The organism is Cyanobacteria bacterium GSL.Bin1, from assembly GCA_009909085.1.
In the GTDB taxonomy this organism is placed as follows: domain Bacteria; phylum Cyanobacteriota; class Cyanobacteriia; order Cyanobacteriales; family Rubidibacteraceae; genus Halothece.
The window spans coordinates 1-17,402 of the sequence record JAAANX010000071.1; the positions used below are offsets into that span (position 1 = coordinate 1).

The following is a 17,402-nucleotide window of genomic DNA, read 5'->3' on the forward strand; positions in this document are numbered from 1 at the left end:
TTGTTGATTATTTGGGTAGATGCGATAAGTGTAGTTTAGAATCATAGCTTCATTTTACCACATAAATAACTTATTGGTAAATGTTGATTTCGGGGTATCGAACCTCCTCACTAAAGCTCCGGTCAATCAACGGCGAGACTCCAACGCAGCGACGCAGGAGCGAAGCGACGAGGAAGTGAGGATATCCCGACGCTGAATCAGAGATTACAGCGCGGGACTTATGTTCTCGCGCTCTTGCCAGTTAACTAATTTCAGAAGGCGGAGAGTTTTCAACTTCGGATGCGGGAAGGGGACGTTGCCGAGGATAATGACCAGGAGGCGGCGTTAATTCCTTCCCAGTAAACCAGCCATTTGTACAAAATTGAGGAAGAATTTCTTGGATAAATGCTTCTGCTGCTTTAGAACGATAGCGATTGGGATTAATAATTAAAGAGAGCGTTCGTTTGACCACAACCTCTTCAATGTTAATCCGGTAGAGGGTCCCCATTTGCAGTTCTTTTTCAATGGCAGAAATGGAGGCAAAGGCAACCCCTAATCCAGATTGAACAGCATTTTTAATCGCTTCAATGGAATTTAATTCCATTTCAATGTTCAGACGCTTTGGATTAATGCTCGATCGCGTTAAAACTTGATCAATCACTTTCCGAATCGTCGATTGAGAATCAAGGGTAATAAAATTGAGTTTGTAAAGGTCTTCTTTTGGAATCGCTTCCTCTTTTGCCATCGGATGAGAACTGCCCATAATCAGGGCCAGTTCATCTTCAGCATAAGGGAAGATTTGCAGGGTATCGTGTAATTCCGTTGGGACTTCACCGCCAATAATCGCCAGATCCACTTGCCCATTCGCAACACTCCAGGAGGTGCGACGGGTCGAATGCACTTGCAGTTGCACCGAAACATCGGAGTATTTTTGTCGAAATAAACCTAACATACGAGGGAGGAGATAAGTTCCCGTCGTTTGGGAGGCCCCAATGAGCAAGGTTCCGCCCTGTAAATTTTGCAGATCTTCAATGGCGCGACAAGTTTCTTGACACAGGGAGAGGATTTTCTCGCCATAGGTCAGTAGGAGTTGTCCCGCTTCTGTAAGTTGCGCCCGCCGCCCCCCTCGATCAAATAACGGCACATTCATCTGGCGTTCTAAGTTTTGCACTTGCAGACTGATTGCTGGTTGAGACACATACAGAGTATCCGCTGCCCGTTTGAAGCTACCTTCTGCAGCGATCGCTTTTAAGATTCGCAGTTGATCGAGAGAAAACGGTATATCTGACATCTTTTCGCCAAAGAGAGGAGAATACAAGGAAAATAAGCAATAAACTAACGTTTCAATAAAAGGGTCATGACCAAGGGTCGAAAAAGGCAACCTTGCTGACCGCTTCTGAATTGACAGTAACACGAAATCACAACGCTTTAAGGAGTAAGCTTTACCAAGCGCAAGAATAGGCTAGGATGAGTAAGCAGGGTCAGCCTTGAAATTGACGTATGAATGGAGAAAACTGGTTCACAACAAGTCATTGGATAATGTTAGGATTGCTAGTTGGATTTGCTGTTGCCCACAGTGGTTTAGCGGCACTCCGTCCTTGGGGAGAAAAAATAATTGGGGCACGATTGTACCGGGTGGGGTTTGCCTTAGTCAGTATTCCCTTAGCTGTTATTTTAATTCTCTATTTCTTCAATCATCGCTACGATGGCTTACAGTTGTGGCAAGTGCAAGGTCAACCGGGCATTTTTCCGACGGTTTGGTTCTTGTCAGCCCTCTCATTTTTATTTCTCTATCCCGCTACTTTTAACTTATTAGAAATTGCAGCGATCGACAAACCGCAAGTTCATCTTTACGAAACGGGCATTATTCGCATTACCCGTCATCCACAAATGGTGGGGCAAGTCATTTGGTGTATTGCCCATACGTTATGGATTGGCACATCTTTTACCTTACTGACTTCCCTTGGGCTAATCGCCCATCACTTTTTTGCCGTTTGGCACGGCGATCGCCGCCTCGCTTCTCGTTACGGCAGTGCTTTTACTGAAGCGAAACAACGCACCTCAGTGATTCCTTTTCTTGCCATTGTCCAAGGTCGTCAAACCTTAAAGTTACAAGAATTTCTTCGTCCCGCTTATCTCGGCGTCGCCATTTTTACTTATGGACTCTGGTTAGCCCATCCTTGGCTGATTCAGGTTACGGCAAAGGTAAACTTTTGACTCAGTAACCCGTTAGCGTTGGCGTATAGGGGAAGGGTTGGGGGTTTGGGAAATTAGGAGATAAGGAAGGGTTAGCTGCTGTTCAAATGACCAATGACCAATGACTAATGACTAGTATTTAACTTCGTCTAGACTTGCCAATCCAACGGGCGGCAATCACCCCACCAATAAAGCCAAACAAGTGTCCTTCCCAAGAAATGCCAGCCCGACTGGGAAGAACCCCCCAAATTAAACTACCGTAAAATAAACCAACAATAATGGAGAGCGCGATCGAGGGGGCATTGCGTTGAAAATATCCCCGAAAGAGCAAAAATCCTAAGTAACCAAAAATTAAAATACTTGCTCCAATATGAATTGAATTGGGTTGACCAATCAACCAAACCCCAAAACCACCTACAAGCATAGTTAAGCCAGTGACTCGCCAAAAATCTTTGGTTTCCTGTAACATGACTAACCAACCTAAGGTCAGAAAGGGCACAGTGTTCGTAATTAGATGAGGTAAATTACCATGTAAAAAAGGGGCAAAGACAATGCCTCGTAAACCTAAGATATTTCGAGGAGCAATCCCAAACCGATCCAGAGAGTAAGATTGCAGGAGAAATAAATCAACTAATTCAACTAGCCAAAAAACAGCTAAGAGTCCAAATAAAATCGTAAGTTGTTGTTTAAATTCTTGGACAGTTCCTTTTGTATCCTGATAGCGGGTCATATTCTCTATAAAAATGGGTTGAGTTGATGTTTCCTATTTAGTAGTGCTATGGAAGAGAGGGAAAGTGCATAATCATAAAAATGGCACTTTTCAGAAAAAGCTTAGGGACCGGAAAAAACGGCAGCTTCAATATCTTCACGACTTAAGGAATAGGGAAAAGAACGGGTCAGATCTCCATTATTTTCCCCGGAATTTAGATAAGAAACTGTAATTTCTTCTACTTCTAAAGCAATTTCAGCTTGCCAATCGGAAGTTTTGATCGACCAACAGTGTAATTCTTCACGATCTTGTTGGCAGCCTAAATTTTTTAACCACTCTTCAATTAACGGTAAAGGATGATTATATAACGGCGTATCTGCAGAGGGAAAATCCATAATGAACTAGCGAATCCAGAATAGGTAAGGTTTAAGTAAAGTCGAGGTTTCAGAAATTTCAGGAACTCGGAAGGCTCCTTCACCCCGAGTGAGGCCAATCACGATGACTAATAAGATACAGGCAAGGAAAGTTACGCCTAAAATCAGTAAGACAAAAATTTCCCCCGACGAAAGCGGGCGATCGCTGCTATCGAGATAAGCACTATTCATCACTTGACGAGTACTCTTTTCGCGAGCCTGAAAATGCAGTGGCGGTTGGATCACATTCAAGCGGGAATAACCAATTTGGTGATCGTAGAGGGCTCGCCGTTGTGGGTTACTCAATGTCGCATAGGCTTCGTTAAGGGCTTGAAACTTTGCTTTCGCTACATCCTGTGGTAACTCGGTTGTGTCTGGATGGTAGTATTTACTCAATTCTCGATAAGCCCGTCGAATCTCTAACGGAGAGGCGGAGGGGTGCAGTCCAAGCTGTCCATAATAACTATGAGCAAATCGTTTTGAGATAGCAGTAGAAGGATTAGTCGCTGCCATTGTTGGAGTTTAAAACGTTTAACGTGACGTTAACTAAGGTTAGTACATTTTCTCTTTCACCCATTTTGACCGGGGAAGGCGGTCAACTGCAACGAAATCTTTGGCATCGCTGCTGAATTTAAGAATTTTTCCCGAGAGTCTGATTGCTCTTTTTATTCTTTGCGACATAGCCTTTTTGATTTTATACAATAGAAGGGGGTGATGATCAATGAAACAACTACTATCACTATTCGTTCTATCGCTAACATTATTGGTAGCACTTCCAAGCTATAGTCAGACAGTTTGGCGATTTGAGTCCTATCAAGAAGGGAACCGTGTCTACTTTAGCACGGCTACTTATGAGCAAGTGGGTGAGGGCGAACAACGACAAACGATTTTAGTCCAACGGGAAAGCAGTGAACTATTGACGCTTCCAGATGATGTCAGAGAAAGGCAAGAACAATTCTTTGGGGAAAGAGAAGACGTTGTCTTCAGGTTACCTTCTGGATCAAAAGACAAAATTTTCGTCAGTAATCACTGATCTCACTAGCTTCACTCTTTTCAGTTCAGAATCCGGTGGAAATCAAATTTTTCACTGGGTTAAGAAAGTTGTTTTCAATCCCTAAACAGAGGGTCGGATAGGGGGTTGAGAAACACTCAATCATCTGGAATTAATGGTGTATTCAGATGTCAAGTCGCCACTGCACTCAACCACAAAACTTTGAAGAAATTGAACATACTGCTGATTGGGCTTATCGAGTGAGGAGTAAAAATTTAGCAGAATTGTTCGTTGAAGCCGCTTTCGGACTTTATTCTCTAGCGGGAATGGAGTTAGCGCCTGAAAATCAAATCACGCGGTCCATTCAACTCCAAGCAATTGACTACGAAAGTTTGTTAGTGGCTTGGTTAAATGAATTGCTTTACTACCATGAAAATGAGGGCTTAGGCTTTGAGCAAATCCAAATTGAGCATCTTGATGAAACGAGCTTGCAAGCCTAAATCACCGGCGCACCAACTCAACAATGGCTCAAGGAAATAAAAGCAGTGACCTATCACAATTTATCGATCGGTGAAACAGAATGGGGGTGGGAAGTCACCATCGTCCTAGACGTATAAAAGAAAAATAGGTGACAACGACGATGCCCCATCCCACTCAAGCAGAGGAGGGGCTAACAATGATTAGAAAACAAGATTTACATCATCTCAATGATTATCTGTGGGAAATCCCTACCTCTTTTAATCCCGAAATGAAGATCCCGGTCTGGATCTTTGCCAACGAGGAATTAATCGAAGATGCCCTCGGAGACTTATCCATTACTCAGGCGGTTAATGTTGCTTGTTTGCCAACTTTAGTAGGGCACGTTGCTGTTATGCCGGATGTCCATCAAGGGTACGGTATGCCGATTGGTGGGGTCATGGTATCGCGCGTACCGTCTGGCATTATTTCACCGGGAGCCGTTGGTTATGATATTAACTGTGGTGTGCGCGTTTTAGCTTCCCAGATTGATTACCAAAGTGCTCTCCCCTATTTAGAGGATTTAGCCAGTACGTTATATCGCAACTGTCCGAGTGGGGTTGGTCAAGGGGGGAGTCTCCCTTTAGGGGCTCAAGAATTCGATCAAGTGTGTCGTCAAGGTTCACGCTGGACGTTAGCACAAGGATATGCCACGCAAGAAGATTTAGAGCGAACCGAAGAATTTGGTTGCTTAGAAGGGGCTGATCCCGATCAAGCCAGTCAAAGAGCGAAAAAGCGAGGGAAAGGTCAGTTAGGAACCTTAGGTGCAGGCAATCACTTCCTTGAAGTTGATGTAGTGGAAGAGATTTTTAACCCAGAAGCAGCAGCAGTAATGGGGTTGCAACTCGGATGTCTGGTTGTGCAAATTCACTGTGGGTCTCGGGGGTTTGGCCATCAAGTTTGTACGGACTATGTGCAAGCCTTTCAGCAGGCAGTCATTGATTATGGCATCAAATTGCCGGATCGAGAATTAGTTTGTGCGCCCTTGAATTCCCCAGAAGGTCAAGGGTACTTAGCCGCAATGAAAGCTGCTGCCAATTTTGCATTTGCGAACCGTCAAGCGCTGGCTTATCATGCACGGCGTAGTTTTCAATCCGTATTTGGCTTGCAAGCGGGAGAGTCTCCGCTACGTCAGGTCTATGATATTGCCCATAACATGGCAAAAATTGAAACTCATTTGATTGCAGGAGAACAATTAACCGTTTGCGTTCATCGCAAAGGTGCAACGCGAGCGTTTGGTCCGGGATTTGCCGGATTGCCTACTGAATATCGTCCTTTTGGTCAACCCGTATTGGTTCCCGGTTCAATGGGAACGGAAAGTTGGATTCTTCTGGGAACGGAAGCGAACGAAGCCCTTTCTTTTGGTTCAAGCTGCCACGGTGCGGGACGGGTGATGAGCCGTCGTCAGGCGAAACGGACGATTCGGGGGGACCGCTTGCGGGAACAACTCAAAAAAGAAGGTGTGAATGTCTGTGCCGGTTCAATGCCAGGACTAGCCGAAGAAGCGCCACAAGCTTATAAGAATGTGACTCGGGTTGTAGAAACGGTCACTCAAGCGGGGATCGCTCGCAAAGTGGCTCGTTTGCATCCCATCGCTGTTGTCAAAGGGTAAGGGGATCAGAAGATGAAAACAAAATTTCGCAATCGAACTGAAGCCGGCCAATTATTAGCCAGAAAACTGCAATCAACTTATGCGAATCGCTCAGATGTGCTCGTACTAGGTTTACCGCGGGGTGGCGTGCCAGTGGCATTTGAAGTCGCTAAGCTACTCAATGCACCTTTAGATATCTGCCTCGTGCGCAAATTGGGTGTACCAGGACACGAAGAACTAGCAATGGGCGCGATCGCGACCGGAGAAGTCGTTGTCCTGAACCAATCTGTTGTCCACTCGTTAGGGATTTCTCAGAAAGCGATTGAACAAATGACCGAGCGCGAACGGTTAGAGTTAAACCGACGCGATCGCGCTTACAGAGGGTCTCGTCCGGTTCCTGATTTCAGTCAGCGCACGATCATTCTCATTGATGACGGGATTGCTACGGGATCAACGCTCCGGGCAGCTTTGTCTACAATTAAGCAGCAGCAACCGGACCGTATCGTTGTTGCTGTGCCGGTAGCACCACCGAGTGTCTGCAACGAACTGAAAACTGAGGTGGATGAAGTTGTATGTCTTGTCACGCCAGAGGAACTCTATTCGATTAGTCTCTGGTACGAAGACTTTGCGCCAACGACCGATGAGGAGGTGCGCCACTTGCTGGCACTGGCGGTTCAGGATGCACCAGCAACGTCAACTCACTCGAATTAACTCGAATGAATAAGATGAGGAGAATGAAGCCATGAACCAGCTGAGAGAATCTCAAAAAGAGTCCCTAGTGCAGCCTGGCAAAAATAAGTGAGCAGGTTAATTTGGCTCAGGAAAACTCTTAAATTTCCCGATGAAGGGTTTAGCTAAAGTCCGATTGAAGTAAGCGATAAAATCAAGAATTTGTTGCTTGAGATCATGAGTCGAGACGAAGTTACCTCTTTTGAGTAAGCGTCTCATTAAAATGCTGAACTAGCACTCGATTTGATTTAACCCTTCGGGTTCAGCAGTTGCTCATGGGGGAACCCCCAAGACCGCACTGCTTCACCAAGACGTATGCTTCGGGATGTAAACTAAACAAATCCAATGAGTGGGGTCACTTATACTACCGTTGTCGATATTTGGTTTTAAGGAGATAATGGTCAAGCAACTCCAGAAAGCCCCTGATGCCAATACTGGTCAGCCCTCTAGACGAACACGGGCCAATGCAAGACTGGGATTTTGCATTTGAAGGACTCATTGATAAGAAGAGAATGATAAGCTGTTATGCATCTATTTTGATTGCTCAAAAGGCTTACTGCAAGGAGTCTGGGCTGCAAAAATCCCAATTTAAATGCGCATCAGCTTACCTAATTCTTCATAACTACAACTACAGTATTAGGTTCAAAATCGATGATTGCCGTACTGCTCGAGCTCAAATTGCTAAACCGATTAAGATCGAAGAAAATCGCTCAACCTTATCGAAGAGGTGCGAGATGAAAATTACTCTCAATCACACCATCGTTCCTTCACACGACAAAAAAGCTTCGGCTCAGTTTTTTGCCAAGATTTTTGGTCTTCAGGTTCAAACTCCTATTGGTCATTTTGCAGCAGTACCGATTAATGAAACGCTAACGTTTGATTTTTCGGATCACGACAACTTTGAGTCCCATCATTATGCTTTTCACGTCAGTGATGAAGAGTTTGATGCGATCTTCGCCCGGATCGAAAAAGCGGGTCTCGAATATAGTAGTGACCCAATGCATCAAAATAAAGGACAATTTAACCACAGACAAGGAGGGCGAGGCTTCTATTTCTATGACCCCAATGGTCATAACCTAGAATTACTCACTCGTGCCTAGGAAATTGCATCAAGTCAATGTTAGTTCTCTTGAATCAATTCAGGAGGGGAGTATTCTGTCCCCTCCTCGAAAAACTTAGTGGCTAAGCGGATAGTGATGGTAGTATCCCTCGGAGTCAACTTGCACTTGCTGATTATTCAGCTCAGTATTGGAAAAAGCACTGGAGCCGTTAACTGCAGCATTGCTGGTGTTGGACTCTTGAATGGAAAGTTGACCTTGAGGATCTTGATTGAAGAAGCCATCGCGTTCCAACTGAATTTGCTGATTATTGAGCTCGGTGTTAGAAAAAGCACTGGAGCCATTAACCGCAGCATTTTGCGTATTGGCGCGTTGGACTGAGGTTTGGGATTGTTGAGCAGCCGCAGGAGTGGTGAAAGCAACAACAGCGATTAAACCGAAAACAAGTTTTTTACTAATCATAGGAATTTCTCTTGAGTTAGTGGTTCTAAAGGCTAAGAATTTTGGTGTGTTGTTCTTTGATATGTTGAGGAGAAAGAATTTATGCATTTTCTTTCTTAGCAAGCTGCTAGTTGGTCTAACACTAGGGTTAGCTCCCAATGATGCTTCCGTGCCACTCTAACAAAAGACAAAACTTAGGATAGATAGAGATATGTCAGAGTTGATTCCGATTCTTCTGGTCTGGGGGAGGGAAGACAAAGCCGTTCCTTTACCCTGTGGCCAGGAAATGCACCGTATTTTGAAAGGTTCTCGCTTAGAGGTCATAGACAATACCGGTCATGTTCCTAACTTTGAAGGAGCGAAACGGTTCAATCAACTGGCAGTGGATTTTTTGCAAGATTAAAAAAATTGCAGCGTCTTCATTAATCCCTCTATTCTGATATCAAAGGCATTTTATTGGTTCCCAAATGGGTGCTGGAAGTGAAAATTTGGTTGAGAAACTTCAAAGTAATGGCGTAGGCTGGTTTAACTCCCAGTTGTCCCAAACTCCCTGAGGCCAGAGTGCTCCCCGATAGCAAAGGATTATCAGACGCATAATAGGCGTAACGTAACGTGACATTTTCATCAATGCTGCGACGAATTTTAGCAGCGGATTGGATGGCTTTTTGCATATGTGCCCCTTCCATTTCTAAACCGATCGCGTTCCAAGACGATTCTTTGAAATACCTCAGAATATCAGCATTTTGTAAAGATGTTCCCAAAACGGTAATCATTGCCCCTTTGTAAACCGGAAGCCCTGTCTCGGCAAAATCTTCAGGTTGGATCTCGTTGGTAAACGGATAGTTATCAGCTGTCCCTTCAAACAGATGAGCAGTCGGAATCATGAGATCTCCTTTCTCCCCAACCAAAGTCCCAGCTTTCCCCATCACCGAAATTGAACGTAAATTCAAGTTTTTTACTTCCTGATCAATTTTGTAAGGTTTGAGCAGTTCATCAAAAATTTCAAAGGCTTGTTCGCCAAAGGCATAATCCATCACCAAGAGGACTGGCTTTTCGGTTTCGAGCGACTCGCGGTCAATTTGAAGTTCCGGGCTGAGTAAATCGAGAGGAAGCAAAGCGGTATCAAACAGTTGTATGGGAATATTAGTGCCAGCGCGATCGGGCAGATAAGACATCCCATATTGTTCGGCAAATTCCCAAATCTGTTGGTTGAGTGCTTCGTTATCGGGTAAGTTTAGCTCCCGTGCCATTTCTTCAATGCTACAGGGACCCAGTTTCGGCTTTAAAGCGGGAAATGCAAATAAACTATTGAGAATACTGTGTAAGTTGGCGCTAATAATATGTAAGGGGCGTTCCCATAAATGATGGTTGAGTAAGAAGGCTTTCACTTCACTGGCCCATTTTTCCCCATGAATGTGATGTCCAATGCGTTCTCGTAGGGCAGGACTAAAAGAAATTTGACGATCGCTGCGGCTTTGGGTTTCTTCCATCGCTAAACGTCCCAGCCAATAGATAATTTGAAAGAAGCCATTATTACTCGACCCTGCTGCTTGGAAGCGTTCGTAGGCTTGCACCGTTTCCGCATAAGTTCGTCCCAACAAGGTACTGGCGTAGGAAAATGCCCTTTCTTTCACTTCTTGCGCTTCCACTTGGGAAGAAGGGGGGCGCTTGTTATTGATCTGGGTTGTCACGATTTCTTCCAGTTTCAGCCATTCTTGAGTCGGCTGATTTTCCTCTAAAGCGTGTTCGCTAATTTTGTTCGCTTCCACATACATAAAGGTCAAATGGGTGAGGATATCGTAAATTTCACTGCGTCCCCGCGTCACTTCTATCAGCATGGTTTCATCATCGATGCGATAGCAGTTGCGGCGGCGTTTAGCAGGAATAATTTTTTCAAAGCCAGAATCCCCGTAACCTTCAGCAGCCACTAATTTCACAAAGCGACACTTTTCAATGCCCCGCGGCAAGCGATCAATGACATACACTAAGCCGTTGAGTTCCACTTTTTCTGAGTCGGCAATGGAACCGTAAATTTCGGGTTGCAGTGCCAACAAAGCCTCTTTTAGAGCAGCACCAGAAGCCCCATTAGGTTTGTAGTACCCCCGAATAAACAAATGGCGCATAATAATGTAGATTCGCTCGATCGCGGCGCGGGATTCTTGCGCGCGAGTCCGGGTTGGGATAGCAAGATTCATAATAGCCCGTGTTAGGTTAGCAACAGAAGTTCATCCTAAACCGATCCTGCCATTTCAGGAACAAGGATTGACCTCGATTACCCAATTGGATTGGCTGATTGGAGTGACAGATTAGAGCTCTCTAAACTAGAGGGTACCTGCTGTCACCATTGGTCAGAGCAAACTTAAGCAGCAAGTTTCCCAAGTATGACATTAAAGAAAACAGCGACTTTTGGTGCCGGTTGTTTCTGGGGCGTTGAAGCCGCCTTTCAGAAGGTAGATGGTATCGTTTCCACCTCAGTCGGCTATATGGGCGGCCATTTCCCGAACCCTAGTTATCTCGACGTGCTCTCACGTATCACCGGTCATGCTGAAGTGGTGCAAGTCGAGTATAATCCTGAGCAAGTGAGTTATGAAACGTTAATAGATGTTTTCTGGTCCATTCACGATCCAACTCAGTTAAATCGTCAAGGACCGGATCGCGGTGAACAATATCGCTCAGTAATTTTCTATCATGACCGAGACCAAGAAATCAAAGCGAGACACTCAAAACACCAATTAGGGTTGTCGGGAAAATTTGAGCAACTAATTGTCACTCAAATTGAGCCTGCTTCTGCGTATTACCCGGCTGATGAAAGTCATCAAAACTATTACCAAAAACAGCAGCACCGAGAAGAAAATTAAGGTATCCCTTTTGCTCCAACCCAAAACAATTCTTCTATATCTTTGCGCCTATCTAGCCCGAGTCGGATCGAAGATAAAGTAGTGCCCTTTTCCTTGAGATTTGGCTTGATACATTGCTGTATCTGCATCTCGCAGTATCTCTTCTGGTTGTTGATAATTGAAAGTACTAAAAGTAATCCCAATGCTAGTACTAACATACATTTCTTGGTTATTTAAAGAAAAAGGTCGAGAAAACTGTTCTTGGATTCGTTGAGCAATAACAGTGGCTTCTTCTTTATCTTCAATCTTTTCTAGCAAAATGGCAAACTCATCTCCACTGAAACGTGAAACTGTATCACTTTTACGCACGCAAGTTATTAGTCTTTGAGCAACCTCTTTTAGCAATTCATCCCCAACTAAATGTCCCAAACTATCATTAATTATTTTGAAACGATCTAGATCGAGAAACAAAAAAGCATACAGGTATTGAGGATATTGTGCTGCTAGAAAAATCGATTTTTCTAGTAATTTTATCAGCAAAGCCCGATTGGGTAAACCCGTTAGTAAGTCATGAAAAGCATCGTGTTCTAATTTTTGCTGCATCTCCAGCAGTTTTTGTTGATTTTTTTTGAGTTGTGATAAAGATTTTTCTAATCGCTCGGCTTTTTGTTTTTCTCTCAGTTCTGAATGCTGTAAATCTAAATATAGATTGGCATTTTTTAAGGAAATAGCAGCTTGATCGCAAAGGATATTTAGCATTCCTAAGCACTCGCTAGTAAAAATATTTTTGGTTAAATTATTTTCTAGATAAAGAATACCAATTAATGTTTGTTGATGGGAAATGGGGAAGCATAAAATTGATTGGGGTTGATATTTAATTAAATAAGGATCGGCAATAAAAATGGTATTTTCTAGGTGCTCATCTAATATTATGGGTTGAGAAGTAAACTTAACATAGTTAATGATACTGGTGGGTAAATTTTGCTTTAAAGCTTCTAATTCGTAGCGATCAAACTCAATTTTTGGAAAATTATTGACGATACTGATTGCTGCCAAAAAGTTTTTTGATTCTTGGTCTAAGACAATTAAAGAACCTGTTTGAGCGCCAGAATTTTTGAGAATTGAATCCATCAAAATGGCTAACAATCTATCTAATTTAATTTCTTTAGAAATCGCTTGAAAAGTTTTAATAATTGTGCTTAAATCCAGGTGGTCGCTCTTGATTTTTAAAGTAGAGATATCAGTGGGATTGGGTTTCTCAACTAGGGTTAATTTTGGGTTGAGAATCGGTGCAAGTAATTGAGCGTAGTTTTGAGCTAAATCTTTTACTTTGGTTGTTGCCCCCCAACGGACATAACTATAGTAAGCATTAGTTAAATATAATCGAGCAATATCTTTTTTGCCCCAGTTCAAATAAAATTTAGCAGTTAATTCTTGAGCTAAAGCTAGATCATTGGGGTATTGATTGACTTTTGCTAATTTAATAGCTTGTTCGTAATTATCAATTGCCTGAAGATATTGCCCAAGAACTCGCTGTTTTTCTGCTTCTACTAAATAATATTTATGCAGATAATTCATCGGAGCGGATTTAGCCCAGGTTTTAATTTTTTTTTGATTGGCTTTGACTTTTCTCATCAAAAATTTTTGCTCGAAAAAAGAGGCGCAATCATAGACAGCTAATCTAGTCAGGGAATCATAAAAATGAAATAAGGGAATAATTAAAGTTGCTTTAACTCCATCTAGATACAGTTCAGTATTGTTGGCATTAGTTAAAGCTTCGGTATACTTTTCAAACAGATAGCATAAGATTAATTTATGACAATATAAATGGCAAATCGCTGAAAGATGATTAGCTTCTAAAAGTAAAGGCAAAGTGGTTTCTTCGTTATAACTTTCTCCTTTTAGATAGGTCGGATTGTCTTCTCTTATTATTAAATTAAGAACGACCTGATGATATAATTTAACTAAATTAAGAGCTGTTTCTTGTTTAAATTGACTAATATAATCTAGATATTGAAAGATTTCTCCTTCGAGTTTTGTTAATTGTTTACCAATCAGATAAGAATGGTAACTGTAGACAAAAGCAGAATAGGAAGCAAATTCTAAATCTCCTGTTTCTAATCCGCTACAGTAAGCATCTTTAAGAGATTCTAATCCTGGTTGGGGATGTTCTTTCCAATGTCGAATAAAATTATTAAAAACCATTAATGTCTTGGCTTTTAATTCTTCAGCTTGGAACTTCTCTAATAAATTTAAGGCTAATTTACCAAATTGATAACCCGCATCGACTTGTCCTAACGAGCCACACAACGCTACTCCATAACTGGCGTATCCATAAATAGATATCGCAGTATTACCATGTTGAATCGATAAATTAACTGCCTTTAAAGCTAGTAAAGGGACAAGATTGGGAGTAGCATTATAAGCAGGAGAACCCACAATACTCATAATTTTTGCCACTGCTAATAGCTGGGGATCGGACATTCTGGGCAAATCGACTAAATTAGCAATTTCTTTTCCCGCTAAAATCAATTTTGTCTGAATTAACGCCCATAACAGTTGTATTTTATGGGGTTTGAGGGGAAAACGAACTCCCAAAAGCTCTAAAACTTGTAAGGCAATTTTTACCGCTTGCAGTGGTTCTCCTTGGGCGATGTAGGCATAGATTTTAACTTCATAGGCTTTAATCCGATCGAAGAGAGAGCGCCCATGCTGTAGGATAGTGACAACTAACTCTTCCATTCGCTCTAAATAGCCACAGAGATAAGCGGCTTCGGCTGCTGCGACAGATAAAGCAAGAGTCAGTTCGTATTGAGTTTGCCAGCCATCTGTCGCTAGTAATTCCAATCCCGTTGAGAAGTATTCCCAGGCATTATGATATGCATTGGCAGTTTTGGCTTTGTCACCAGCCGTCAGATTTAACTGGGCTAAACGATTTCTTTCGGATGGTGTGGAAATTAACTCAATAGCTAGATTTAAATGGTTGACAATGGCAAAAATTTTCTCTTCTCTGTCATTAGCTGAGGTTTGATTTAATAATAATTGTCCGATTTGAAAATGAGTGGTTGCCTTTTCTGATTCGGGAATTAGCCGATAGGCTGCTTGCTGAACTCGATCATGTAAAAATTGATAGGAAACACCAGGAGAAAAATCCTTTCTAACTGTAGCTTGCTGATTAAGGGTAAACTGATAAATTTCGCTAATTGGTAAAATTAAGCCTTCTTGTAAAGCTTGGCGCAACTCGATTATCGTATCTAGTTCTGATTGACCATTAGCAATTGCTAGGGTGTCTAAAGCGAATTCATTGCCGATACAAGCAGCTATTTTTAATAAATTTTGGCTGTTTGTCGAGAGCTGTTGCAATCGTTGAGCCATAAACTCGACGACATCATCACTAACCGCTAAAACTTTTACTTTGGCAATGTCGCACTGCCAACAACCCCGAGCGCGATTGAAAGTAATTAATCCGGCTTGGTGTAAAAAGTGCAGGAGTTCGATGGTAAAAAAAGGATTGCCTTGAGTTTTCTGCCAAATTAACTCGCTTAAGGGAAAGGCTAAAGCTTCCGAACAAGAAAGAGTATCGGCAATCATGCTGTTCAGAGTCAGACAATTGAGTGGAGATAAACCGATATAATTTACTGCCACCGCTGTATCCTCAAACTCGCAAATATTTTGCTCGAGCTCCTCTAAATTTAAAATTAGGGGATGGACTGGGCTAACTTCGTTATCTCGATAAGCACCAATAAGTAACAAATAGCCAATATCTGAATCGCTCATTAGAAGCTGGATAAATTTGAGCGAAGCTAAATCTGCCCACTGTAAATCATCAAGAAAAATAACTAAAGGACGCTCTTTAGTAGCAAAAACGCGAATAAATTGCCTAAAAACTAGCTGAAATCGATTTTGAGCTGCATTAGGCTCTAATTCGACAACAGGAGGCTGTTTACCGATAATTGTTTCTAATTCGGGAATTACATCAATAATGAGCTGTCCATTATCTCCTAGAGCTTGTAGCAACTGATGTCGCCAATGCTCAAGATTTTCAGGACTTTCAGTTTGCAGTTGAAAAATTAGACCTTGAAACGCAGATAGAATCGCTGCTAAAGGCTGATTACATAGAAACTGCTCGAATTTTCCCTTCAGAACATAACCTCGTTCTCGTAGAATTGAGCGACTGGCTCGCTTGATTAAGGCGGTCTTACCTACACCAGAAGAGCCAGACACTACCAGTAACTCTTTATTGCCTTGACAGACTCGATTGTAAGCACCTAGTAATGTTTCTACTTCCTGTTCTCTGCCATAGAGTTGATGGGGAATCATTAAGCGAGCGCAAATATCTCGCCATCCCAAGCTAAAGCTAGTAATTTCCTTCTGATTTTGCCATTGTTGCCGACATTCTTCTAGATCGTACTTTAGTCCCCAAGCAGTCTGATATCGTTCTTCAGGATTTTTAGCCATCAATTTAAGAACGATCTGACTTAACATTTCTGGAATACTGGGATTGATTTGTCTGGGAGGAATCGGCTCGAGTGCTATATGAGAGTAAACTAATTCAAGGGGATTACTCTGAGAAAACGGCAGTTGTCCCGTCAGCAGTTGGTAAAAAGTTACTCCTAAAGCATAAAAATCAGTACGATGATCGACACCCCGATTAATTCTTCCCGTTTGTTCTGGAGAAGTATAGGGCAAAATATCATCTAGACAACTAGGATTTTGCTCCAGTTGCCTATTTTTCGGCAAGAGGGAAGCTAGACTAAAATCCCTCAACTTAACTTGTTTCGTGTCAGGAGCGATTAAAATATTTTGTGGCTGGATTTTTTGATGGATAATCTGGTTTTGCTGGAGTTTTTCCAGAATGGCTCCCACTTGAATGGCAATGTGCCAAAAATCTGATAATTGCTGCCTTGATAAATTTTGATTCTCTCTAACGGCAAAGTATTCTAGCCAAGAAATCCCCCTAAAATCCTCCATAATTAGAGCCCACCCATTGCCGAAGCTCTCCAAGGCATAAGTCTTGACTACCCCATCTAAATTGAGGTTGTGGGTAATAATATATTGATTGCGAAATTTTGTGAGTTCGGTAAAACTTGGATGTTGATTGGTTAAACATGCAATCGCAACTTTTTGGCGATCTCGGATACGCTCTCCTCGATAAAGAGCAGTCTGAATTCCTTCAGAGATTTTCTCTAAATTTTTATACCCTTTTAGTGATACCAACATCGAAGTCTTAGCTACTCTATATTAGTTTTAAGTATAAGGACAGGAGGAAAATTGTAAGCACCCAAGAAACTGAGGCGGATTGATTTCTAAATCATTCACAATCGAACGCAGAGAGTCAAGAGTATAATTCAAGTCTTCCAAAAGATTCAGATTCTCCATAACCAAATGGACCTTTTCTAGCTTGTATTGATCTGACAAAGTAAGAATTTTTTTATACTTTTTTTGAAGAAATGTTTAGTATAAACCATTTTGTGCGATCCCAGGTGTTTAGAATATAAAACACAGCATGGACAAGTTTAGCTTGATTTGTTATGGCTTATACGTTCAATATTGTTGGTGTTACTCCCATTGGGAAATTTGTTCAATTTCAACACCAATTCTCTCGTAAACGGAATCGTAGCAAGACATATCTCGGTAGTTATGACTGTTCTCTAGATGGCTTAATTAAGGCGACAAAAATGATTCCTCATAAGCCAGATTGGGATTGGGATCAAGTATTAGCGGAAATTGTTAATTTCTGGATACAGTCTGAAGGACCGATTCAACACTGGAAGCAAGAACTAGCGGTAGTGCAAGAAGAAAGTTTATTAGTGGGGCGAGTTGCTAATTCCGATTGTCTGCGCCAAGAATTTGAATCATTACTCGAATTGTGAGCTACCCCCAACCAATTGTTAGCGGAATGTGGTCGGGGCTTTGTATCTAACAGGTTGCCCAACTGTAGA

15 protein-coding genes and 1 pseudogene are annotated in these 17,402 nt (G+C 42.2%); 9 read left to right on the top strand and 7 right to left on the bottom strand.

Translation table 11 applies throughout. The annotated features are described in order from the left end of the window. Nucleotides 1–241 precede the first annotated feature (241 nt). A complete protein-coding gene (locus tag GVY04_08915; GenBank protein NBD16251.1) occupies nucleotides 242–1,270 on the bottom strand; it encodes a LysR family transcriptional regulator in 1,029 nt (342 codons plus the stop codon). Between the two features lie 209 nt (nucleotides 1,271–1,479). Between GVY04_08915 and GVY04_08920 the strand changes: the two genes are divergently transcribed. Then, on the top strand, nucleotides 1,480–2,196 hold the full coding sequence (locus tag GVY04_08920) for a hypothetical protein (protein NBD16252.1): 717 nt from the start codon (nucleotides 1,480–1,482) through the stop codon (nucleotides 2,194–2,196). A 118-nt stretch (nucleotides 2,197–2,314) separates the two neighbouring features. Here the strand turns inward: GVY04_08920 and GVY04_08925 are convergent, their stop codons facing one another. From GVY04_08925 to GVY04_08935, 3 genes are all read right to left on the bottom strand, one after another. After that, a complete protein-coding gene (locus GVY04_08925; GenBank protein ID NBD16253.1) occupies nucleotides 2,315–2,905 on the bottom strand; it encodes a rhomboid family intramembrane serine protease in 591 nt (196 codons plus the stop codon). 101 nt (nucleotides 2,906–3,006) lie between these two features. Beyond that, nucleotides 3,007–3,279 (bottom strand): DUF3143 domain-containing protein, encoded by a 273-nt coding sequence (locus tag GVY04_08930; protein NBD16254.1) that lies wholly within the window; start codon nucleotides 3,277–3,279, stop codon nucleotides 3,007–3,009. 6 nt (nucleotides 3,280–3,285) lie between these two features. Beyond that, entirely contained in the window at nucleotides 3,286–3,810 is a 525-nt protein-coding gene (locus GVY04_08935; protein NBD16255.1) for a DnaJ domain-containing protein, read from the bottom strand. A gap of 250 nt (nucleotides 3,811–4,060) precedes the next feature. Between GVY04_08935 and GVY04_08940 the strand changes: the two genes are divergently transcribed. The 5 genes and pseudogenes from GVY04_08940 (at nucleotide 4,061) to GVY04_08960 (ending at nucleotide 8,224) form a co-directional block, all read left to right on the top strand. Then, a complete protein-coding gene (locus GVY04_08940; GenBank protein NBD16256.1) occupies nucleotides 4,061–4,330 on the top strand; it encodes a hypothetical protein in 270 nt (89 codons plus the stop codon). Between the two features lie 146 nt (nucleotides 4,331–4,476). Next, a pseudogene (locus GVY04_08945) lies at nucleotides 4,477–4,905 on the top strand (archease). Between the two features lie 59 nt (nucleotides 4,906–4,964). Next, the gene (locus GVY04_08950) at nucleotides 4,965–6,416 is read left to right on the top strand and encodes an RNA-splicing ligase RtcB (protein ID NBD16257.1); all 1,452 of its coding nucleotides are present in this window, start codon (nucleotides 4,965–4,967) and stop codon (nucleotides 6,414–6,416) included. Between the two features lie 12 nt (nucleotides 6,417–6,428). Beyond that, on the top strand, nucleotides 6,429–7,106 hold the full coding sequence (locus tag GVY04_08955; GenBank protein ID NBD16258.1) for a phosphoribosyltransferase: 678 nt from the start codon (nucleotides 6,429–6,431) through the stop codon (nucleotides 7,104–7,106). Nucleotides 7,107–7,858: 752 nt separating this feature from the next. Continuing rightward, nucleotides 7,859–8,224 carry a VOC family protein gene (locus GVY04_08960; GenBank protein NBD16259.1) on the top strand — a complete coding sequence of 122 codons (366 nt, stop codon included), beginning with the start codon at nucleotides 7,859–7,861 and terminating at the stop codon, nucleotides 8,222–8,224. A 75-nt stretch (nucleotides 8,225–8,299) separates the two neighbouring features. Here GVY04_08960 and GVY04_08965 read toward each other — a convergent pair whose 3' ends face one another. Then, nucleotides 8,300–8,644 carry a hypothetical protein gene (locus tag GVY04_08965; protein NBD16260.1) on the bottom strand — a complete coding sequence of 115 codons (345 nt, stop codon included), beginning with the start codon at nucleotides 8,642–8,644 and terminating at the stop codon, nucleotides 8,300–8,302. Between the two features lie 190 nt (nucleotides 8,645–8,834). Between GVY04_08965 and GVY04_08970 the strand changes: the two genes are divergently transcribed. Next, nucleotides 8,835–9,026, top strand: a complete 192-nt coding sequence (locus GVY04_08970; GenBank protein NBD16261.1) for a hypothetical protein — start codon at nucleotides 8,835–8,837, stop codon at nucleotides 9,024–9,026. A gap of 28 nt (nucleotides 9,027–9,054) precedes the next feature. Here the strand turns inward: GVY04_08970 and GVY04_08975 are convergent, their stop codons facing one another. Then, on the bottom strand, nucleotides 9,055–10,818 hold the full coding sequence (locus tag GVY04_08975) for a hypothetical protein (GenBank protein ID NBD16262.1): 1,764 nt from the start codon (nucleotides 10,816–10,818) through the stop codon (nucleotides 9,055–9,057). A gap of 186 nt (nucleotides 10,819–11,004) precedes the next feature. Between GVY04_08975 and msrA the strand changes: the two genes are divergently transcribed. After that, nucleotides 11,005–11,481, top strand: a complete 477-nt coding sequence (msrA, locus tag GVY04_08980; protein ID NBD16263.1) for a peptide-methionine (S)-S-oxide reductase MsrA — start codon at nucleotides 11,005–11,007, stop codon at nucleotides 11,479–11,481. A 48-nt stretch (nucleotides 11,482–11,529) separates the two neighbouring features. Here msrA and GVY04_08985 read toward each other — a convergent pair whose 3' ends face one another. Continuing rightward, nucleotides 11,530–16,680, bottom strand: a complete 5,151-nt coding sequence (locus tag GVY04_08985; GenBank protein NBD16264.1) for a diguanylate cyclase — start codon at nucleotides 16,678–16,680, stop codon at nucleotides 11,530–11,532. A 311-nt stretch (nucleotides 16,681–16,991) separates the two neighbouring features. Between GVY04_08985 and GVY04_08990 the strand changes: the two genes are divergently transcribed. Beyond that, nucleotides 16,992–17,333, top strand: a complete 342-nt coding sequence (locus GVY04_08990; GenBank protein ID NBD16265.1) for a hypothetical protein — start codon at nucleotides 16,992–16,994, stop codon at nucleotides 17,331–17,333. Nucleotides 17,334–17,402: the final 69 nt, after the last annotated feature.